Origin of the sequence: Citrobacter sp. RHBSTW-00671, from assembly GCF_014103415.1 — a bacterium.
Lineage (GTDB): Bacteria > Pseudomonadota > Gammaproteobacteria > Enterobacterales > Enterobacteriaceae > Citrobacter.
Genome location: NZ_JABXPR010000001.1, coordinates 927690 through 946987, shown reverse-complemented (window position 1 = coordinate 946987; position 19298 = coordinate 927690). Strand labels below are relative to the sequence as shown.

General features: G+C 50.5%; 35 protein-coding genes. 4 read left to right on the top strand and 31 right to left on the bottom strand.

From position 1 onward, the window contains the following. Window positions 1–3 precede the first annotated feature (3 nt). The 4 genes from fmt to mscL all read left to right on the top strand — a co-directional run bounded on the left by fmt (window position 4) and on the right by mscL (window position 4247). On the top strand, window positions 4–951 hold the full coding sequence (gene fmt, locus HV261_RS04565) for a methionyl-tRNA formyltransferase (RefSeq protein ID WP_202037590.1): 948 nt from the start codon (window positions 4–6) through the stop codon (window positions 949–951). A gap of 53 nt (window positions 952–1004) precedes the next feature. After that, complete coding sequence (gene rsmB, locus HV261_RS04560; RefSeq protein ID WP_202037589.1) at window positions 1005–2294, top strand: 16S rRNA (cytosine(967)-C(5))-methyltransferase RsmB; 1290 nt, start codon at window positions 1005–1007, stop codon at window positions 2292–2294. A gap of 21 nt (window positions 2295–2315) precedes the next feature. Next, the gene (trkA, locus tag HV261_RS04555; RefSeq protein WP_137383642.1) at window positions 2316–3692 is read left to right on the top strand and encodes a Trk system potassium transporter TrkA; all 1377 of its coding nucleotides are present in this window, start codon (window positions 2316–2318) and stop codon (window positions 3690–3692) included. A 141-nt stretch (window positions 3693–3833) separates the two neighbouring features. After that, the gene (gene mscL, locus HV261_RS04550) at window positions 3834–4247 is read left to right on the top strand and encodes a large-conductance mechanosensitive channel protein MscL (protein ID WP_137383643.1); all 414 of its coding nucleotides are present in this window, start codon (window positions 3834–3836) and stop codon (window positions 4245–4247) included. Here mscL and arfA read toward each other — a convergent pair. The 31 genes from arfA to rpsJ all read right to left on the bottom strand — a co-directional run bounded on the left by arfA (window position 4244) and on the right by rpsJ (window position 19083). Next, window positions 4244–4462, bottom strand: a complete 219-nt coding sequence (gene arfA / locus HV261_RS04545; protein WP_048213520.1) for an alternative ribosome-rescue factor ArfA — start codon at window positions 4460–4462, stop codon at window positions 4244–4246. The two genes, mscL and arfA, sit on opposite strands and share 4 nt — an antisense overlap. A gap of 60 nt (window positions 4463–4522) precedes the next feature. Next, window positions 4523–4948: a Zn(2+)-responsive transcriptional regulator gene (gene zntR / locus HV261_RS04540; protein WP_137383644.1), complete on the bottom strand. Its 426-nt coding sequence runs from the start codon at window positions 4946–4948 to the stop codon at window positions 4523–4525. Between the two features lie 10 nt (window positions 4949–4958). Beyond that, complete coding sequence (locus HV261_RS04535; protein ID WP_202037588.1) at window positions 4959–5327, bottom strand: DnaJ family domain-containing protein; 369 nt, start codon at window positions 5325–5327, stop codon at window positions 4959–4961. Between the two features lie 107 nt (window positions 5328–5434). After that, window positions 5435–5818 (bottom strand): 50S ribosomal protein L17, encoded by a 384-nt coding sequence (gene rplQ, locus HV261_RS04530; protein ID WP_001216370.1) that lies wholly within the window; start codon window positions 5816–5818, stop codon window positions 5435–5437. Window positions 5819–5858: 40 nt separating this feature from the next. Beyond that, window positions 5859–6848, bottom strand: coding sequence for a DNA-directed RNA polymerase subunit alpha (locus HV261_RS04525; protein WP_003031139.1), 990 nt, complete (start codon window positions 6846–6848; stop codon window positions 5859–5861). Window positions 6849–6873: 25 nt separating this feature from the next. Continuing rightward, a complete protein-coding gene (gene rpsD, locus HV261_RS04520; RefSeq protein WP_003031138.1) occupies window positions 6874–7494 on the bottom strand; it encodes a 30S ribosomal protein S4 in 621 nt (206 codons plus the stop codon). Window positions 7495–7527: 33 nt separating this feature from the next. Next, window positions 7528–7917 (bottom strand): 30S ribosomal protein S11, encoded by a 390-nt coding sequence (gene rpsK / locus HV261_RS04515; RefSeq protein WP_003031137.1) that lies wholly within the window; start codon window positions 7915–7917, stop codon window positions 7528–7530. A 16-nt stretch (window positions 7918–7933) separates the two neighbouring features. Continuing rightward, window positions 7934–8290 carry a 30S ribosomal protein S13 gene (gene rpsM / locus HV261_RS04510; RefSeq protein ID WP_003031135.1) on the bottom strand — a complete coding sequence of 119 codons (357 nt, stop codon included), beginning with the start codon at window positions 8288–8290 and terminating at the stop codon, window positions 7934–7936. Window positions 8291–8436: 146 nt separating this feature from the next. Further along, complete coding sequence (gene rpmJ, locus HV261_RS04505) at window positions 8437–8553, bottom strand: 50S ribosomal protein L36 (RefSeq protein ID WP_000868187.1); 117 nt, start codon at window positions 8551–8553, stop codon at window positions 8437–8439. A gap of 30 nt (window positions 8554–8583) precedes the next feature. Beyond that, entirely contained in the window at window positions 8584–9915 is a 1332-nt protein-coding gene (secY, locus tag HV261_RS04500) for a preprotein translocase subunit SecY (RefSeq protein WP_001118864.1), read from the bottom strand. Window positions 9916–9922: 7 nt separating this feature from the next. Then, the gene (gene rplO, locus HV261_RS04495; protein WP_003031132.1) at window positions 9923–10357 is read right to left on the bottom strand and encodes a 50S ribosomal protein L15; all 435 of its coding nucleotides are present in this window, start codon (window positions 10355–10357) and stop codon (window positions 9923–9925) included. Between the two features lie 3 nt (window positions 10358–10360). Further along, complete coding sequence (gene rpmD, locus HV261_RS04490) at window positions 10361–10540, bottom strand: 50S ribosomal protein L30 (RefSeq protein WP_001140434.1); 180 nt, start codon at window positions 10538–10540, stop codon at window positions 10361–10363. Window positions 10541–10543: 3 nt separating this feature from the next. Continuing rightward, window positions 10544–11047 (bottom strand): 30S ribosomal protein S5, encoded by a 504-nt coding sequence (gene rpsE / locus HV261_RS04485; protein ID WP_003031131.1) that lies wholly within the window; start codon window positions 11045–11047, stop codon window positions 10544–10546. A gap of 14 nt (window positions 11048–11061) precedes the next feature. Then, window positions 11062–11415, bottom strand: a complete 354-nt coding sequence (gene rplR, locus HV261_RS04480; RefSeq protein ID WP_000358960.1) for a 50S ribosomal protein L18 — start codon at window positions 11413–11415, stop codon at window positions 11062–11064. A 9-nt stretch (window positions 11416–11424) separates the two neighbouring features. Continuing rightward, the gene (rplF, locus tag HV261_RS04475) at window positions 11425–11958 is read right to left on the bottom strand and encodes a 50S ribosomal protein L6 (protein WP_003031129.1); all 534 of its coding nucleotides are present in this window, start codon (window positions 11956–11958) and stop codon (window positions 11425–11427) included. A gap of 12 nt (window positions 11959–11970) precedes the next feature. After that, window positions 11971–12363, bottom strand: coding sequence for a 30S ribosomal protein S8 (gene rpsH / locus HV261_RS04470; RefSeq protein WP_003031127.1), 393 nt, complete (start codon window positions 12361–12363; stop codon window positions 11971–11973). 30 nt (window positions 12364–12393) lie between these two features. After that, entirely contained in the window at window positions 12394–12699 is a 306-nt protein-coding gene (gene rpsN, locus HV261_RS04465) for a 30S ribosomal protein S14 (RefSeq protein ID WP_003031125.1), read from the bottom strand. Between the two features lie 14 nt (window positions 12700–12713). After that, a complete protein-coding gene (gene rplE / locus HV261_RS04460) occupies window positions 12714–13253 on the bottom strand; it encodes a 50S ribosomal protein L5 (protein WP_003031123.1) in 540 nt (179 codons plus the stop codon). A gap of 14 nt (window positions 13254–13267) precedes the next feature. After that, entirely contained in the window at window positions 13268–13582 is a 315-nt protein-coding gene (gene rplX / locus HV261_RS04455) for a 50S ribosomal protein L24 (RefSeq protein ID WP_003031122.1), read from the bottom strand. Between the two features lie 10 nt (window positions 13583–13592). Next, entirely contained in the window at window positions 13593–13964 is a 372-nt protein-coding gene (rplN, locus tag HV261_RS04450; RefSeq protein ID WP_000613954.1) for a 50S ribosomal protein L14, read from the bottom strand. A 162-nt stretch (window positions 13965–14126) separates the two neighbouring features. Beyond that, on the bottom strand, window positions 14127–14381 hold the full coding sequence (gene rpsQ / locus HV261_RS04445) for a 30S ribosomal protein S17 (protein ID WP_003031120.1): 255 nt from the start codon (window positions 14379–14381) through the stop codon (window positions 14127–14129). Next, a complete protein-coding gene (gene rpmC / locus HV261_RS04440; RefSeq protein ID WP_000644742.1) occupies window positions 14381–14572 on the bottom strand; it encodes a 50S ribosomal protein L29 in 192 nt (63 codons plus the stop codon). The genes rpsQ and rpmC overlap by 1 nt, the downstream gene beginning before the upstream one ends. Next, window positions 14572–14982: a 50S ribosomal protein L16 gene (rplP, locus tag HV261_RS04435; RefSeq protein WP_000941212.1), complete on the bottom strand. Its 411-nt coding sequence runs from the start codon at window positions 14980–14982 to the stop codon at window positions 14572–14574. The genes rpmC and rplP overlap by 1 nt, the downstream gene beginning before the upstream one ends. Window positions 14983–14994: 12 nt before the next feature. Continuing rightward, on the bottom strand, window positions 14995–15696 hold the full coding sequence (gene rpsC, locus HV261_RS04430) for a 30S ribosomal protein S3 (protein ID WP_000529945.1): 702 nt from the start codon (window positions 15694–15696) through the stop codon (window positions 14995–14997). 17 nt (window positions 15697–15713) lie between these two features. Beyond that, the gene (gene rplV, locus HV261_RS04425) at window positions 15714–16046 is read right to left on the bottom strand and encodes a 50S ribosomal protein L22 (RefSeq protein WP_000448832.1); all 333 of its coding nucleotides are present in this window, start codon (window positions 16044–16046) and stop codon (window positions 15714–15716) included. Window positions 16047–16060: 14 nt separating this feature from the next. Further along, window positions 16061–16339 (bottom strand): 30S ribosomal protein S19, encoded by a 279-nt coding sequence (gene rpsS, locus HV261_RS04420; RefSeq protein WP_001138115.1) that lies wholly within the window; start codon window positions 16337–16339, stop codon window positions 16061–16063. A gap of 16 nt (window positions 16340–16355) precedes the next feature. Beyond that, on the bottom strand, window positions 16356–17177 hold the full coding sequence (gene rplB, locus HV261_RS04415) for a 50S ribosomal protein L2 (RefSeq protein WP_016154746.1): 822 nt from the start codon (window positions 17175–17177) through the stop codon (window positions 16356–16358). A 17-nt stretch (window positions 17178–17194) separates the two neighbouring features. Next, a complete protein-coding gene (rplW, locus tag HV261_RS04410) occupies window positions 17195–17497 on the bottom strand; it encodes a 50S ribosomal protein L23 (RefSeq protein ID WP_000617546.1) in 303 nt (100 codons plus the stop codon). Continuing rightward, window positions 17494–18099 (bottom strand): 50S ribosomal protein L4, encoded by a 606-nt coding sequence (gene rplD / locus HV261_RS04405; protein WP_003031119.1) that lies wholly within the window; start codon window positions 18097–18099, stop codon window positions 17494–17496. The genes rplW and rplD overlap by 4 nt, the downstream gene beginning before the upstream one ends. A gap of 10 nt (window positions 18100–18109) precedes the next feature. Next, on the bottom strand, window positions 18110–18739 hold the full coding sequence (gene rplC, locus HV261_RS04400; protein ID WP_003031117.1) for a 50S ribosomal protein L3: 630 nt from the start codon (window positions 18737–18739) through the stop codon (window positions 18110–18112). Window positions 18740–18771: 32 nt separating this feature from the next. Next, the gene (gene rpsJ / locus HV261_RS04395) at window positions 18772–19083 is read right to left on the bottom strand and encodes a 30S ribosomal protein S10 (protein ID WP_001181005.1); all 312 of its coding nucleotides are present in this window, start codon (window positions 19081–19083) and stop codon (window positions 18772–18774) included. Window positions 19084–19298: the final 215 nt, after the last annotated feature.

The following is a 19298-nucleotide window of genomic DNA, read 5'->3' as shown; positions in this document are numbered from 1 at the left end:
AACGTGTCAGACTCACTACGTATTATTTTTGCGGGTACACCTGACTTTGCAGCGCGTCATCTCGACGCGCTGTTGTCTTCTGGACATAACGTCGTTGGGGTGTTTACCCAACCGGACCGCCCTGCGGGACGTGGTAAAAAGCTGATGCCCAGCCCGGTGAAAGTACTGGCGGAAGAAAAAGGGATACCCGTTTTCCAGCCTGTATCTCTTCGTCCCCAGGAAAACCAACAACTGGTTTCTGATCTGCACGCAGATGTAATGGTGGTGGTGGCATATGGCCTGATTCTGCCAAAAGCCGTACTGGATATGCCGCGTCTGGGTTGTATCAACGTTCACGGTTCACTGCTTCCACGTTGGCGTGGAGCCGCGCCGATCCAGCGTTCATTGTGGGCAGGCGACACCGAAACCGGTGTAACCATCATGCAGATGGATGTCGGTCTGGACACTGGCGATATGCTGCATAAACTGTCCTGCCCAATTACGGCAGAAGATACCAGCGGTTCGTTATACGACAAGCTTGCAAATTTAGGGCCTCAGGGGCTGATTGAAACGCTAAAACAGCTGGCTGCCGGCACACTAAAACCAGTTGTTCAGGATGAATCTCTGGTTACGCATGCAGAAAAACTCAGCAAAGAAGAGGCCCGTATCGACTGGTCGCTTTCGGCTATTCAATTGGAACGCTGCATCCGCGCCTTTAACCCGTGGCCAATGAGCTGGCTTGAAATCGACGGTCAGCCAGTGAAAGTCTGGCAAGCTTCGGTTATTGCTGTAAACACCCAGGCCGAGCCAGGCACCATTCTTGAGGCGACAAAGCAGGGTATCCAGGTCGCAACAGGCGACGGCATCCTGAATCTCATCGCTTTACAGCCTGCTGGCAAGAAAGCGATGAGCGCACAGGATCTACTCAATTCGCGTCGGGAGTGGTTTGTGCCCGGGAATCGTCTGATCTGATGGTTCATCTCTTTTAAAGCCCGGAGCCTCCGGGCATTTTTATTTTTGCGCTTATGAAAAAACATCTTAATTTACGCAGTATGGCGGCCCAGGCTGTCGAACAGGTTGTCGAAAAGGGCCAATCGTTGAGTAACGTGCTGCCCGCCATGCAGCAAAAAGTCGCCGACAAAGATAAGGCGCTGTTGCAGGAGCTTTGCTTCGGCGTCTTACGTACGCTCTCCCAACTGGAGTGGATGATTCAACAGTTGATGGAACGCCCGATGACAGGCAAACAGCGCACGGTCCACTATCTGATTATGGTTGGCTTCTACCAGCTTTTGCATACTCGTATTCCGCCACATGCTGCACTTGCTGAAACCGTCGAAGGTGCAGTCGTTATCAAACGACCTCAGCTAAAAGGGCTAATTAACGGCGTATTACGCCAGTTTCAGCGCCGCCAGGAAGAGTTGCTCACCGAATTTGCACAAAGCGAACTGCGTTTTTTACACCCTTCATGGCTGGTCAAACGCATCAAGAATGCCTATCCGCAGCAGTGGGAAGCCATTCTTGAGGCCAATAACCAACGCCCACCGATGTGGCTGCGTGTAAACCGCAACCACCACTCTCGTGATGAGTGGTTAGCGTTATTAACCGAAGCCGGCTTGACCGGTTTCCCGCACCCGGACTATCCGGATGCCGTACGGCTGGAAACGCCTACCTCAGTTATGGCGCTACCGGGTTTTGAGCAGGGTTGGGTTACCGTTCAGGATGCTTCAGCCCAGGGCTGCGTCAGCTATCTGCAACCGGAGAACGGTGAACAGATCCTCGACTTATGCTGCGCGCCTGGGGGCAAAACCACTCATATTCTGGAAGTTGCCCCGCAAGCTCATGTGATGGCTGTTGATGTCGATGAAAAACGTCTGTCGCGTGTCTATGACAACCTGAAACGCCTCGGCATGAAGGCAACCGTTAAACAGGGCGATGGTCGTTTCCCTGAGCAATGGTGCGGCGAGCAGTTGTTCGATCGCATTTTGTTAGATGCTCCGTGCTCTGCCACTGGGGTCATCCGCCGCCATCCCGATATAAAGTGGTTGCGTCGCGACCGGGATATTGCCGAACTTGCGCAGTTGCAGGCAGAAATACTTAATGCGACATGGGCACATCTGAAACCGGGTGGCACGCTGGTGTATGCAACCTGTTCTATTTTACCTGAAGAGAACCAACAGCAAATCTCTGCCTTCCTGGCACGAACGCCAGACGCTCTATTAAGTGAAACGGGTACGCCGGAACAGCCAGGGCGTCAGAATTTACCGGGTGCAGAAGAAGGTGACGGTTTCTTTTACGCTAAGCTAATCAAGAAGTGATGAAATAACGGGTCGCAACTGATGAAAATTATCATTCTGGGCGCAGGGCAAGTTGGCGGTACGTTGGCTGAGAACCTGGTCGGAGAGAACAACGATATCACCGTAGTCGATACCAATGGTGAGCGTCTGCGCAGCCTGCAGGACAAGTTTGATCTCCGCGTTGTGCAAGGCCATGGTTCCCATCCCCGTGTACTGCGTGAGGCCGGAGCTGACGACGCCGATATGCTGGTTGCAGTGACCAGCTCAGATGAAACCAATATGGTTGCTTGCCAGGTCGCATACTCACTTTTTAATACCCCCAATCGTATCGCCCGAATTCGCTCGCCGGATTATGTCCGCGATGCAGATAAACTGTTCCAGTCTGACGCAGTGCCTATCGACCATCTGATTGCGCCAGAGCAGCTGGTCATCGATAGCATTTACCGACTAATTGAGTACCCAGGTGCGTTGCAGGTGGTAAATTTTGCCGAAGGTAAGGTCAGTCTGGCGGTGGTCAAAGCCTATTACGGCGGACCATTGATCGGCAATGCACTGTCGACAATGCGCGAGCATATGCCACACATCGATACCCGCGTTGCGGCAATATTCCGTCATGACAGGCCAATCCGTCCGCAGGGCTCCACCATTGTTGAAGCGGGTGATGAAGTGTTCTTTATTGCAGCTTCACAGCACATTCGTGCCGTAATGAGTGAACTTCAGCGTCTGGAAAAACCCTACAAGCGTATTATGTTAGTGGGTGGCGGTAATATCGGTGCTGGTCTGGCCCGGCGTCTGGAAAAAGATTACAGCGTCAAACTGATCGAGCGCAATCAACAACGGGCATCCGAGCTTGCGGAGAAATTGCAAAATACGATCGTCTTTTTCGGCGATGCCTCGGATCAAGAGCTGCTGGCTGAGGAACATATTGATCAAGTTGATCTTTTTATCGCGGTAACCAACGACGATGAAGCTAACATTATGTCGGCCATGCTAGCCAAACGCATGGGCGCCAAGAAAGTCATGGTGCTTATCCAGCGTAAGGCATATGTTGATCTGGTCCAGGGTAGCGTGATTGATATTGCAATTTCACCGCAACAGGCCACCATATCTGCACTACTGAGCCATGTGCGCAAAGCTGATATTGTCGGCGTTTCTTCGCTGCGGCGCGGTGTTGCGGAAGCGATTGAAGCTGTCGCGCACGGGGATGAAACGACATCACGAGTTGTCGGTCGCGCAATAGACGAAATTAAACTTCCACCCGGTACCATTATTGGTGCGGTAGTGCGAGGTAACGACGTGATGATAGCCAATGACAACCTGCGTATTGAGCAGGGTGATCACGTTATCATGTTCCTGACAGACAAAAAGTTTATTACTGACGTCGAACGCCTATTCCAGCCAAGCCCCTTCTTCCTGTAAATATTTGGGCGCTTATATAGCGCCCATTTTATTTCCCTTTATTTTTCATGGTCTAATAAATTTTCCTTTCAGCATTACATAAATGGAAAATGTCTTAACATTTGTTAAACTTATAAACGTCAGCTGCATAGGGAGAATAAAATGAGCATTATTAAAGAGTTTCGCGAATTCGCGATGCGCGGGAATGTTGTCGATTTGGCAGTGGGTGTCATTATTGGTGCGGCATTCGGTAAGATTGTTTCATCGCTGGTTGCCGATATCATCATGCCGCCGCTGGGGTTGTTAATTGGTGGGATCGATTTTAAACAGTTTGCTTTGACATTGCGCGATGCGCAGGGAGACATCCCGGCTGTCGTTATGCATTACGGTGTATTTATTCAGAACGTCTTTGATTTCATTATTGTGGCGTTTGCTATCTTTATGGCGATCAAACTGATCAACAAACTGAATCGTAAAAAAGAGGAAGAACCTGCAGCACCACCGGCTCCCTCTAAAGAAGAAGTATTGTTAAGTGAAATTCGTGACCTACTGAAAGAACAGAATAATCGTTCTTAAGCGCTCACTGAAACAAGAAGGCCAGTGGTAAAAAAGTGATTCACTTTCTTGCCACTGGCCTCCCAGTTACCCCGATTGCCATGTTTACCTTTACGCAGATAACTCCCTTTCCCTTTTTTATTCTTCTCAACACGCTGCCTGAAAAGTGGATCATGCAGTAGCGCCTCAATGGCGTTGTCCTTTATCTGCCCTTTGGTATGCTGATAACGGCTCATAATATCTCCAGTTTGTGGTAATAATTTACGCCGCGAGTGTAGACCCGCCCGTTCAATAAATCAACAACCTGTTGTCGTGCCACTGGCACCTTGTTCAAGCGCCTCCAGAATAGAACAGTAGACGCTGCTGTGTGCCTTGCCGCAGCATGCATCATTCAATCGCTGCAGCGATCGTTGCATCGTTTGAAGTTCGGCTATACGGGCTTCGACTTCCTGCAATCGTTCCTGGACGATCCCTTTTGATTCCTGACAGGTATGGTGTTCCGGATCGACACGGATCGAAAGCAATTCACGGATAGACTCCAACGTGAAACCTAGCTGTCGCGCGTAACGAATAAACTTCAGCCGTTGCAGATCGCTTTCTGTATAGAGCCGAAATCCGCCTTCAGTACGAACTTCATGCTCCATCATCTGCTGCTTTTCATAGTAGCGGATAGTATCCGGCGTCACGTCGGCCAGCTTCGCTAATTCACCAATCCGGTACATACGTCCTCCGCTATTCATCATTAATTTTATGCAGTAGTTTATCTGCGTATTCACCACGTAGAAACTCGGTGCTGAGTCCAGCCTGCCGAAGTTTGAGTTCAAGTAGCGACAGGCGTCGACTCACATCCTGATAACGAGGGTCATCCTGGCGAATACCTGCAAGTATATCAAGCAACTGCATCGCCTCTCTGCGTTGTTCAAGCTCAGGAGGAAGGCACCCAGAGTTTTTTAATAAACGGTACCCGGCCCGAAGCTCCGGCGGAACATGGGAGTCATCGTCAAGAGTCAGCGGTTCACCCGTTCCAGGTAAATCATCAAACTCACCTTTAGATTGTGCATCAATAATATGGCGCTCTGCCCACTGGTCCAGTAACCACATACAACACCCCAGGGGATGAACAAAAAGAGTACAGATATTGTAGATAAGTGGGGATATGACGGATATAAAAAAACCCGCCGAGGCGGGTTTTTTTACGTTACTACAGATTACTCTGCAGCAGCTTCTGTTTTCTCTGAACGATCAACCAGCTCGATGTATGCCATCGGCGCGTTGTCGCCTGCACGGAAGCCACACTTCAGAATACGAGTGTAACCACCGGCGCGGCTCGCAAAACGCGGGCCCAGTTCGTTAAACAGTTTTGCCACGATCTCGTTATCACGAGTACGGGCGAATGCCAGACGACGATTAGCTACGCTATCAGTCTTGGCAAGAGTAATCAGCGGCTCAACTACGCGACGCAGCTCTTTCGCTTTCGGCAGAGTCGTCTTGATGATTTCATGACGAACCAGTGAACCTGCCATATTGCGGAACATAGCCTGGCGATGGCTGCTGTTGCGGTTCAGTTGACGACCACTCTTACGATGGCGCATGACCTTATCCTTCTCAGTAAAACCTTAACCTGTGATCCGGTTACTCGTCAGCGATGCTTGCCGGTGGCCAGTTTTCCAGGCGCATGCCCAGAGACAGTCCACGGGAAGCCAGCACGTCTTTAATCTCTGTAAGAGATTTTTTACCAAGGTTAGGCGTCTTAAGAAGCTCAACCTCAGTACGCTGTACCAGATCACCGATATAGTGGATAGCTTCTGCTTTGAGGCAGTTAGCAGAGCGGACAGTCAATTCCAGATCGTCAACAGGGCGCAGCAGGATCGGATCGAATTCTGGTTTCTCTTCTTTAACTTCCGGCTGACGTACATCACGTAAGTCAACGAAAGCTTCAAGTTGTTCAGCCAGAATGGTTGCCGCACGACGAATCGCCTCTTCAGGATCGATTGTGCCGTTGGTTTCCATTTCGATGACCAGCTTGTCCAGGTCGGTACGCTGTTCTACACGCGCTGCTTCAACATTGTAGGCAATACGCTCTACAGGGCTGTAGCATGCGTCGACCAGCAGACGGCCGATTGGGCGCTCATCTTCTTCCGAATGAATTCGGGTAGAAGCCGGCACATAACCACGACCGCGCTGAACTTTGATACGCATGCTAATAGATGCATTCTCATCGGTCAGGTGGCAGATCACGTGCTGTGGCTTGACGATTTCGACATCCCCATCATGGGTAATGTCGGCTGCAGTCACAGGGCCAATGCCAGATTTATTCAAGGTAAGAATAACGTCATCTTTACCCTGAACTCTCACCGCCAGCCCTTTCAGGTTGAGCAGGATTTCCAGGATATCTTCCTGAACGCCTTCTTTGGTGCTGTACTCATGTAGTACACCATCAATCTCAACCTCGGTCACCGCGCAACCCGGCATCGATGAGAGCAGAATACGGCGCAGTGCGTTACCCAAAGTATGGCCAAAGCCACGCTCTAAAGGCTCAAGGGTCACCTTGGCGTGCGTCGAACTCACTTGCTCGATATCTACCAGGCGCGGTTTTAGAAACTCTGTCACAGAACCCTGCATTGTGTCCTCTCTTTGGTACTAAGCTTTACTTGGAGTAAAGCTCGACGATCAGGTGTTCGTTAATGTCCGCAGACAGATCAGAACGCTCCGGCTTACGCTTGAACGTGCCTTCCATCTTGCCAGCATCAACTTCCAGCCAGGTTGGCTTTTCACGCTGCTCAGCCAGCTCCAGAGCGGCTTTCACGCGAGACTGCTTCTTCGCTTTCTCACGAATGCTAACAACGTCATTCGGACTAACCTGATAAGAAGCGATGTTAACAACACGACCGTTTACCATAATTGCTTTATGGCTGACCAGCTGACGTGCTTCTGCACGAGTGGCACCGAAGCCCATACGGTATACAACGTTGTCCAGACGACCTTCCAGCAGACCCAACAGGTTTTCACCGGTGTTGCCTTTCAGACGTGCTGCTTCTTTGTAGTAGTTACGGAACTGACGCTCCAGCACACCGTAGATACGGCGAACTTTTTGCTTTTCACGCAACTGCACACCATAGTCAGACAGACGCGGTTTACGCGCACCGTGCTGGCCAGGAGCTTGTTCAATTTTACACTTGGTATCGATCGCGCGAACGCCAGACTTAAGGAATAAGTCAGTGCCCTCACGACGGCTCAGCTTGAGCTTAGGACCCAAATATCTTGCCATTTTCTTTCTCCAACAATCCTAGAAACGACAGCGTTATACGCGACGTTTTTTCGGCGGACGACAACCGTTATGAGGGATCGGAGTCACATCAGTAATATTAGTGATGCGGAAACCAGCGGCGTTCAGAGCACGAACAGTAGATTCGCGACCTGGACCCGGTCCTTTGACCATAACTTCCAGATTCTTGATACCGTATTCTTTTACGGCTTCAGCGCAACGCTCTGCTGCAACCTGAGCTGCAAACGGAGTGGATTTGCGAGAACCACGGAAACCGGAACCACCGGCTGTTGCCCAACCCAGTGCGTTACCCTGACGATCAGTAATGGTAACGATGGTGTTGTTAAAAGAAGCATGGATATGAGCCACGCCGTCAGAGACTTGTTTTCTTACACGTTTACGTGCACGAATTGGTGCCTTTGCCATTATTCAATCACCCCGATTATTTCTTGATCGGTTTGCGCGGACCCTTACGGGTACGTGCGTTGGTCTTGGTACGCTGACCGCGAACCGGGAGACCACGACGATGACGCAAACCGCGATAGCAACCAAGGTCCATAAGGCGCTTGATGCTCATGCTAACTTCACGGCGCAGATCACCTTCAACGACAAATTTGGCAACTTCGTCACGCAGCGTGTCGATTTGTTCTTCAGACAGCTCACTGATCTTAACATCTTCAGCGATACCCGCGGCAGCCAGAATGGCTTTAGAACGGGTCTTGCCGACGCCGTAGATCGAAGTTAATGCGATCACAGCATGTTTCTGATCAGGAATGTTAATGCCTGCTATACGGGCCACTATGCACTCCTACTATTTAATATGTACGCACCATGCTGAAAAGCCCGTTTTCAGGATACTCAAATGGAAACGCACAGACATACAAAAGATTGGCTGGCTAATCTAGCCAGCTCAACCCAACTTTGCAAGAAAAATATGCGAATAAATCAGCCTTGGCGCTGTTTATGCTTCGGCTCGGCACTGCAAATCACACGGATGACACCATCACGCTTAACGATTTTGCAGTTACGGCATAATTTCTTGACGGAAGCACGAACTTTCATTTTTACTCTCCGTAACTTCTCGGGCGACTGTTAACGGCCGTAGCCTTTCAGATTCGCCTTCTTCAATGCAGACTCGTACTGACTAGACATCATCAGAGTTTGCACTTGAGCCATAAAGTCCATAATCACGACAACAACGATAAGCAGTGAGGTCCCACCGAAGTAGAACGGTACTTTCATTGCATCACGCATGAACTCCGGGATCAGGCAGATAAAGGTAATGTAGAGCGCACCAACCAGAGTCAGGCGGGTCATTACTTTATCGATATACTTCGCCGTTTGCTCTCCCGGACGAATTCCTGGTACAAATGCACCGGACTTCTTCAGGTTATCTGCTGTTTCACGTGGGTTGAAAACCAACGCCGTGTAGAAGAAACAGAAGAAGATGATTGCAGACGCATAGAGTAACACATAAAGCGGTTGCCCAGGCTGCAAATACAGCGAAATTGTTGTCAGCCAGTTCCAACCAGTCCCGCCCCCGAACCATGACGCGATGGTTGCCGGGAACAGAATAATACTGGAAGCGAAGATTGCCGGGATTACCCCCGCCATATTCACTTTCAGCGGTAAATGTGTGCTCTGTGCAGCATAGACACGACGACCCTGCTGACGTTTCGCGTAGTTTACCACAATACGGCGTTGACCACGCTCAACAAATACAACAAAGAACGTCACTGCAAATACTAATACTGCAACCAACAGCAACACGAGGAAGTGCAGGTCGCCTTGACGCGCTTGCTCGATAGTATGGGCAATGGCTGGCGGGAGTCCCGCGACAATACCGGCGAAGATAATGATTGAGATACCGTTGCCGATACCACGTTCAGTAATCTGTTCACCCAACCACATCAGGAACATCGTCCCTGTAACCAGACTTACAACAGCGGTGAAATAGAATGCAAAGCCTGGATTCATCACCAGGCCCTGCATACCAGGCATATTCGGCAGACCGGTAGCAATACCGATCGACTGGAATATTGCCAGCACCAGAGTACCGTAGCGGGTGTACTGGCTGATCTTACGACGACCAGACTCCCCTTCTTTCTTAATTTCTGCCAGCGTTGGATGAACCACCGTCAGCAGCTGGATAATGATCGACGCCGAAATATACGGCATGATCCCCAGAGCAAAGATAGAAGCACGGCTGAGAGCACCACCAGAGAACATGTTAAACATTTCAATGATGGTGCCTCGCTGTTGCTCAAGCAGTTTGGCAAGTACAGCGGCATCAATACCAGGGATCGGAATGAAAGAGCCAATACGGAACACAATCAGCGCGCCGATTACAAACAGCAGTCTGCGTTTCAGCTCGCCTAAGCCACCTTTGGCACTTTGAAAATCTAATCCCGGTTGTTTAGCCATCTGCTACTTATTCCTCGATTTTACCGCCAGCAGCTTCGATAGCAGCACGAGCGCCTTTAGTAACACGCAGGCCACGAACAGTTACCGGAGTCGTTACTTCACCAGCCAGGATCACTTTCGCAAACTCGATCTGGATACCGATAATGTTAGCCGCTTTCAGCGTGTTCAGGTCTACAACACCGCCTTCAACTTTAGCCAGGTCAGACAGACGAACTTCGGCTGTAATTGCTGCTTTACGTGAAGTGAAGCCGAATTTCGGCAGACGACGGTACAGAGGCATCTGACCACCCTCGAAACCGCGACGTACGCCACCGCCAGAACGAGACTTCTGACCTTTGTGACCACGACCACCGGTTTTACCGAGGCCAGAACCGATACCACGACCCAGGCGGCGAGCCGCTTTTTTAGAGCCTTCGGCCGGAGACAGAGTATTTAAACGCATCTCTTACTCCTCAACTTTAACCATGAAGGAAACCGCGTTGACCATACCACGAACAGCAGGAGTATCCTCGCGCTCTACGGTGTGACCAATACGACGCAGACCCAGGCCAAGCAGCGTTGCCTTGTGTTTCGGCAGACGACCGATTGCACTGCGGGTTTGAGTAATTTTAATAGTCTTTGCCATGGTTTATTTCCCCAGAATTTCTTCAACGGATTTACCACGCTTGGCAGCGACCATTTCCGGAGATTTCATATTTTCCAGGCCATCGATAGTTGCACGAACCACGTTAATCGGGTTAGTGGAACCATACGCTTTAGCCAGAACGTTACGAACTCCAGCGACTTCCAGAACGGCGCGCATTGCACCACCGGCGATGATACCGGTACCTTCGGAAGCCGGCTGCATGAATACACGAGAACCCGTGTGAGTACCCTTAACCGGGTGCTGCAGGGTGCCGTGGTTCAGCGCGACGTTAATCATATTGCGACGGGCTTTTTCCATCGCTTTCTGGATCGCTGCTGGAACTTCACGCGCTTTACCGTAACCAAAACCAACGCGACCGTTACCATCACCAACTACAGTCAGAGCTGTGAAGGAGAAAATACGACCACCTTTAACGGTTTTAGATACGCGGTTAACCGCGATCAGCTTTTCCTGCAGTTCGCCAGCTTGTTTTTCGATGTGAGCCATCTTACACCTCTACCTTAGAACTGAAGGCCAGCTTCACGGGCAGCATCTGCCAGTGCCTGGACACGACCATGATATTGGAACCCGGAACGGTCAAAAGAAACATCTTTGATGCCTTTTTCCAGAGCGCGTTCAGCAACAGCTTTACCTACAGCTGCAGCAGCGTCTTTGTTACCGGTGTACTTCAATTGTTCAGCGATAGCTTTTTCTACAGTAGAAGCAGCTACCAGAACTTCAGAACCGTTCGGTGCAATTACCTGTGCGTAAATATGACGCGGGGTACGATGTACCACCAGGCGAGTTGCACCCAGCTCCTGGAGCTTGCGGCGTGCGCGGGTCGCACGACGGATACGAGCAGATTTCTTATCCATAGTGTTACCTTACTTCTTCTTAGCCTCTTTGGTACGCACGACTTCGTCGGCGTAACGAACACCCTTGCCTTTATAAGGCTCAGGACGACGGTAGGCGCGCAGATCTGCTGCAACCTGACCGATCAGCTGTTTATCAGCGCCTTTCAGCACGATTTCAGTCTGAGACGGACATTCTGCAGTGATTCCCGCAGGCAGCTGATGGTCAACTGGGTGAGAGAAACCTAAAGCCAGGTTTACTACATTCCCTTTAACCGCTGCACGATAACCTACACCAACCAGCTGAAGCTTCTTAGTGAAGCCTTCGGTAACACCGACAACCATTGCATTCAGCAGGGCACGCGCGGTACCAGCCTGAGCCCATCCATCTGCGTAACCATCACGCGGACCGAAGGTCAGTGCATTATCTGCATGATTTACTGCAACAGCATCGTTGAGAGTACGAGTCAGCTCGCCGTTTTTACCTTTGATCGTAATAACCTGACCGTTGATTTTTACATCAACGCCGGCAGGAATAACGACCGGTGCTTTAGCAACACGAGACATTTTTTCCTCCGATTAGGCTACGTAGCAGATAATTTCGCCACCAAGACCAGCCTGGCGCGCTGCACGATCAGTCATAACACCTTTAGAGGTAGAAACAACTGCGATACCCATGCCAGCCATAACTTTCGGCAGCTCGTCTTTACGCTTATAAATGCGCAGACCTGGGCGACTGACACGCTGAATGCTTTCTACAACAGCTTTACCCTGGAAATACTTAAGAGTAAGTTCCAGTTCCGGCTTGGTGTCGCCTTCAACTTTAAAATCTTCAATAAAACCTTCTTCCTTCAGCACGTTGGCAATTGCCACTTTCAGCTTGGAGGAAGGCATGGTGACCGCAGCTTTATTCGCGGCCTGACCGTTACGGATACGGGTCAGCATATCCGCGATCGGATCTTGCATGCTCATCTGTCTTTACTCCCGTGATTCAATTGGTAATTACCAGCTAGCCTTTTTCAAGCCTGGTACTTCACCGCGCATGGCGGCTTCACGCAGTTTGATACGGCTCAACCCGAACTTGCCCACATAGCCATGCGGACGACCTGTTTGACGGCAGCGGTTACGCTGACGGGACGGGCTGGAATCACGCGGCAGAGACTGCAGCTTGAGAACTGCGTTCCAACGATCTTCGTCGGTCGCGTTCACATCAGAGATAATAGCTTTCAGTTCAGCGCGTTTTGCGAAGTACTTATCAGCTAAAGCTACGCGCTTTACTTCGCGTGCTTTCATTGATTGCTTAGCCATTCAGTAACCCTACCTTACTTGCGGAACGGGAAGTCAAAGGCAGCCAGCAGAGCACGGCCTTCTTCGTCAGATTTCGCAGTAGTGGTAATGGTAATATCCAAACCACGCACGCGGTCGACTTTATCGTAGTCGATTTCTGGGAAGATGATCTGCTCACGGACACCCATGCTGTAGTTACCACGACCGTCGAAAGACTTAGCGGACAAGCCACGGAAGTCACGGATACGTGGAACAGCAATAGTGATCAGGCGCTCAAAGAACTCCCACATGCGTTCGCCACGCAGAGTTACTTTACAGCCGATCGGATAGCCCTGACGGATTTTGAAGCCTGCAACTGATTTGCGTGCTTTGGTGATCAGCGGTTTTTGACCGGAGATTGCTGTCAGGTCAGCTGCTGCGTTATCCAGCAGTTTCTTGTCAGCGATCGCTTCACCAACACCCATGTTCAGGGTGATCTTCTCGACCCGAGGGACTTGCATGACAGAATTGTAGTTAAACTCAGTCATGAGTTTAGCGACTACTTCGTCTTTGTAGTAATCATGCAGTTTCGCCATCGTACTACTCCAAATTACTTGATAGTTTCGCTGTTAGACTTGAAGAAACGGACTTTTTTGCCGTCTTCGAATCTAAAGCCTACACGGTCAGCCTTGCCGGTTGCCGCGTTGAAGATAGCAAGGTTAGAGATCTGAATAGCTGCTTCTTTCTCTACGATGCCGCCTGGTTGGTTCAGGGCCGGGACCGGCTTCTGATGTTTCTTAACCAGGTTGATACCTTCAACAATGACCTTGCCGGAAGACAGGACATTTTTTACTTTACCGCGTTTACCTTTATCTTTACCGGTTAACACGATAACTTCGTCATCACGACGGATCTTCGCTGCCATGATTCGCTCCTTAGAGTACTTCTGGTGCCAGAGAGATAATTTTCATGAACTTCTCGTTACGAAGTTCACGAGTTACCGGCCCAAAAATACGCGTACCGATAGGTTGCTCGCTGTTATTGTTTAAAATAACGCATGCATTACCATCGAAGCGAATGACAGAACCGTCCGGGCGACGAACACCCTTCTTGGTGCGCACCACTACCGCCTTCAGCACATCACCTTTTTTGACCTTACCACGCGGAATTGCTTCCTTGATGGTGATCTTGATGATATCGCCGACGCCTGCGTAGCGACGGTGCGAGCCACCCAGAACCTTGATACACATTACGCGACGTGCACCGGAGTTGTCGGCGACGTTCAGCATAGTCTGTTCTTGGATCATTTTAGTGCTCCGCTAATGTCAACTACTACTGAGACCCGAAAATCAGGCCGTTAAAAAGCCCCATATCGGGGGCGCGGCATTATAACACCGCTTAAACGATATGGGTAGAAAAAATAAACGGCTCATCGCTGAGCCGTTTATTCGTTGAGAATGCCTACTGTATTACAGAACAGCTTTCTCTACAACGCGAACCAGCGTCCAGGACTTAGTCTTGGACAGCGGACGGCATTCGCGGATTTCAACCACGTCACCAGTACCGCATTCGTTGTTCTCGTCATGTACGTGCAGTTTGGTCGTACGCTTAATGAATTTACCGTAGATCGGGTGTTTCACAAAACGTTCGATAGCAACAACGATGGATTTCTCCATTTTATCGCTAACAACGCGACCTTGCAGAGTACGGATTTTATCGGTCATTACGCACCCGCCTTCTCAGTCAGTAAAGTCTTAACGCGTGCGACATCACGACGCACTTGCTTCAACAGGTGAGACTGTTGCAGCTGGCCACTTGCAGCCTGCATACGCAGGTTGAACTGCTCACGCAGCAGATTCAGCAGCTCGGTGTTCAGCTCTTCAACACTCTTCTCACGCAGCTCTTTTGCTTTCATTACATCACCGTCTTAGTTACAAAGGTGGTTTTAATCGGCAGTTTCGCTGCTGCCAGCTTGAATGCTTCACGGGCCAGCTCTTCCGGTACGCCGTCCATTTCATACAGGACTTTACCCGGCTGAATCAAGGCAACCCAATACTCCACGTTACCTTTACCTTTACCCATACGCACTGCCAGCGGCTTTTCAGTGATCGGTTTGTCCGGGAATACACGGATCCAGATCTTACCTTGACGCTTAACTGCACGGGTCATAGCACGACGTGCTGCTTCGATCTGACGGGCAGTCAGACGACCACGGCCAACAGCTTTCAGACCGAAGCTGCCGAAGCTAACATCCGTACCCTGCGCCAGACCGCGGTTGCGGCCTTTGTGCATTTTACGGAATTTTGTACGCTTTGGTTGTAACATCAGCGACGCTCCTTATTTACGGCCTTTACGCTGCTGCTTTTTAGGTTGCGCAGCCGGTTTTTCCGGTTGTTCAACAGCAGCCATACCACCCAGGATCTCGCCTTTGAAGATCCACACTTTAACGCCGATTACACCGTAAGTGGTGTGCGCTTCAGAGGTGTTGTAGTCGATGTCAGCACGCAGAGTGTGCAGAGGAACGCGACCTTCACGGTACCATTCGGTACGAGCGATTTCCGCGCCGCCCAGACGGCCGCTAACTTCAACTTTAATACCTTTAGCGCCCAGACGCATTGCGTTCTGTACAGCACGCTTCATAGCACGACGGAACATAACGCGACGTTCCAGCTGAGAAGTGATGCTGTCAGCAACCAATTTTGCGTCCAGTTCAGGCTTACGCACTTCGGCGATATTGATCTGAGCAGGAACGCCAGCAATATCGGCTACGACTTTGCGCAGTTTTTCTACGTCTTCGCCTTTCTTACCGATAACGATACCCGGGCGAGCAGTGTGAATGGTCACACGGATGCTCTTAGCCGGACGCTCGATAACGATACGAGATACAGACGCTTTCGCCAGTTCCTTAGTCAGGTACTGACGTACTTTAAAATCGCTGTCCAGGTTGTCAGCGAATTCTTTGGTGTTCGCAAACCAGGTTGAGTTCCATGGTTTTACAATACCCAGGCGAATACCATTAGGATGTACTTTCTGACCCATTGCTAGTCTCCAGAGTCTCAGCGATCGGACACAACCACAGTAATGTGGCTGGTGCGCTTCAGGATGCGATCTGCACGACCTTTTGCACGCGGCATAATGCGCTTCATGCTCGGGCCTTCGTCTACGAAAATTTTCGTAACTTTCAGATCGTCAATGTCAGCGCCATCGTTGTGTTCAGCGTTAGCAATGGCAGATTCCAGGACTTTCTTAACCAGTACAGCCGCTTTCTTATTGGTGTAGGTCAGAATATCAAGGGCCTGCGACACTTTCTTACCGCGAATCAGGTCTGCAACAAGGCGAACCTTCTGAGCAGAAGAACGAGCATGGCGATGTTGAGCTAAAGTTTCCATCTCTTCCTCCTACCTTATTTCTTCTTCGCTTTTTTATCAGCAGCGTGGCCGCGATAAGTACGAGTCGGTGCGAATTCACCCAGTTTGTGACCGACCATTTCGTCGGAAACAAATACCGGAACGTGCTGACGACCATTATGGACAGCGATGGTCAAACCGATCATGTTAGGAAAGATCGTTGAACGACGGGACCAAGTGCGCAGGGGCTTCTTGTCTCCGCTTTCCACCGCTTTCTCTACCTTCTTCAGCAAGTGCAGGTCAATAAAAGGACCTTTCTTGAGAGAACGTGGCATGGCTTATCCTCTAAAATTATTTGCTACGGCGACGTACGATGAATTTATCAGTACGCTTGTTGCTGCGGGTCTTCTTACCTTTGGTCTGAACGCCCCACGGAGTTACCGGGTGCTTACCAAAGTTACGACCTTCACCACCACCATGTGGGTGGTCGACTGGGTTCATCGCAGTACCGCGAACGGTAGGACGAACACCACGCCAGCGTGCAGCACCTGCTTTACCCAGAACGCGCAGCATATGCTCAGCATTGCCAACTTCGCCCAGAGTTGCACGGCAGTCTGCTTCGACTTTACGCATTTCACCAGAACGCAGACGCAGGGTGACATAAGCACCATCACGAGCAACGATCTGAACGTAAGTACCAGCGGAACGTGCCAGCTGACCGCCTTTACCTGGTTTCATTTCTACGTTATGAACGGTAGAACCAACCGGGATATTGCGCATCGGCAGGGTGTTACCTGCTTTGATTGCAGCATCAACGCCAGATTGAACCTGGTCGCCAGCTTTCAGGCCTTTAGGGGCCAGAATGTAACGGCGTTCACCGTCTTTGTACAGAACCAGCGCGATGTTCGCGGAACGGTTCGGATCGTACTCAAGACGTTCAACAACTGCCGGGATACCGTCTTTGTTGCGTTTGAAGTCAACAATACGATAAGCCTGCTTGTGACCACCACCGATGTGACGAGTGGTGATGCGGCCATTGTTGTTACGACCACCGGATTTGCTGTTTTTTTCAACCAGCGGAGCAAAAGGTTTGCCCTTGTGCAGCTCTGGGTTGACCACTTTAACAACGTGGCGACGACCCGGAGATGTCGGTTTACATTTAACAACTGCCATTGTATTACTCCTCCGACTTACTCAGCGCCGCCGACGAAGTCCAGATTCTGGCCTTCCTTCAGGGTGACGTAAGCTTTTTTCCAGTCGCTACGACGACCGATACGCTGTCCGTGACGTTTAACTTTCCCTTTAACTACCAGGGTGTTAACGACTTCGACTTCGACTTCAAACAGTTTCTGCACAGCAGCTTTGATTTCTGCTTTGGTCGCGTCTTTAGCAACTTTGAGAACGATGGTGTTAGTTTTTTCCATCGCAGTAGACGCTTTTTCAGAAACGTGCGGTGCGCGCAGCACTTTCAGCAGACGTTCTTCACGAATCATGCCAGCATCTCCTCAACTTGCTTAACAGCATCAGCAGTCATTACGACTTTGTCGAAGGCGATCAGGCTAACCGGGTCGATACCAGTTGCATCGCGTACGTCAACCTTGTGCAGGTTGCGCGCAGCCAGGAACAGGTTTTCGTCCAGCTCACCGGTGATGATCAGCACATCTTCCAGAGCCATGTCTTTCAGTTTCTGTGCCAGCAGCTTAGTTTTAGGCGCTTCTACAGAGAATGATTCGACAACGATCAGACGATCCTGACGTACCAGTTCGGACAGAATGCTTTTCAGCGCGCCGCGGTACATCTTTTTGTTAACTTTTTGACTGTGGTCCTGCGGGCGAGCAGCGAAGGTCACGCCACCTGAACGCCAGATCGGGCTCTTGATAGAACCTGAACGCGCACGGCCGGTACCTTTCTGGCGCCACGGCTTTTTGCCTGAACCAGTTACTTCAGCACGAGTCTTCTGAGCACGAGTACCCTGACGAGCACCAGCTGCATAAGCAACAACAACCTGGTGAACCAGCGCTTCGTTGAAATCACGACCGAAGGTAGTTTCGGAAACAGTCAGCGCGCTCTGCGCGTCTTTCAATACTAATTCCATTGCTATCCCCTTACGCCTTCACAGCTGGTTTAACGATCAGGTCGCAACCGGTCGCACCCGGAACACCACCTTTAACCAGCAGCAGGTTGCGCTCAGCGTCAACACGTACTACGTCCAGGCTCTGAACAGTGACACGTTCGTTGCCCAGCTGACCTGCCATTTTCTTGCCTTTGAACACTTTGCCCGGAGTCTGGTTCTGACCGATAGAACCCGGAACGCGGTGAGACAAGGAGTTACCGTGAGTCGCGTCCTGGGTACGGAAGTTCCAGCGCTTAACGGTACCAGCGAAACCTTTACCTTTAGAGGTACCGGTTACGTCAACTTTTTTAACGTCAGCAAACAGTTCAACGCTAATGTTCTGACCAACGGTGTATTCTTCACCATCTGCCAGACGGAACTCCCACAGGCCGCGGCCAGCTTCTACGCCAGCTTTAGCAAAGTGGCCAGCTTCCGGCTTAGTTACGCGGTTAGCTTTTTTAGCACCGGTGGTAACCTGAACAGCGCGATAGCCATCGTTAGCCAGATCTTTAACCTGAGTAACGCGGTTTGCTTCAACTTCGATAACGGTTACTGGGATAGATACGCCATCTTCAGTGAAGATGCGGGTCATACCCACTTTTTTACCGACTAAACCAATCATTGTATCAACCTCTCAATCGCTCGATGACCTGATTAACCCAGGCTGATCTGCACGTCTACACCGGCAGCCAGGTCCAGACGCATCAGAGCATCAACGGTTTTTTCAGTTGGCTCAACGATGTCAACCAGACGCTTGTGAGTACGGATCTCGTACTGATCACGCGCGTCTTTGTTGACGTGCGGGGAGATCAGAACGGTGAAACGCTCTTTGCGGGTCGGCAGCGGGATCGGACCACGAACCTGCGCACCAGTGCGCTTGGCAGTCTCGACGATTTCCGCGGTTGATTGATCGATCAGACGATGATCAAACGCTTTCAAACGGATACGGATTCTTTGGTTCTGCATGAGACCAGAGCTCCAATTATTTTATAGACGAAATAGTTACTCCTCAAACCCATTACGATTGATGGGAGAGTGTAACCGTTCTTACAGAGTTCCCCAATTGGGAACATTGTCTGGTATTGCTTTCGCAGTACCGGTGGCTCATATCGAACCGCTGTCAATATTAGACAAGCCCGCGCATTATACGTAAATCTCAGTTTTAAGCAAGTGCCGTGTAG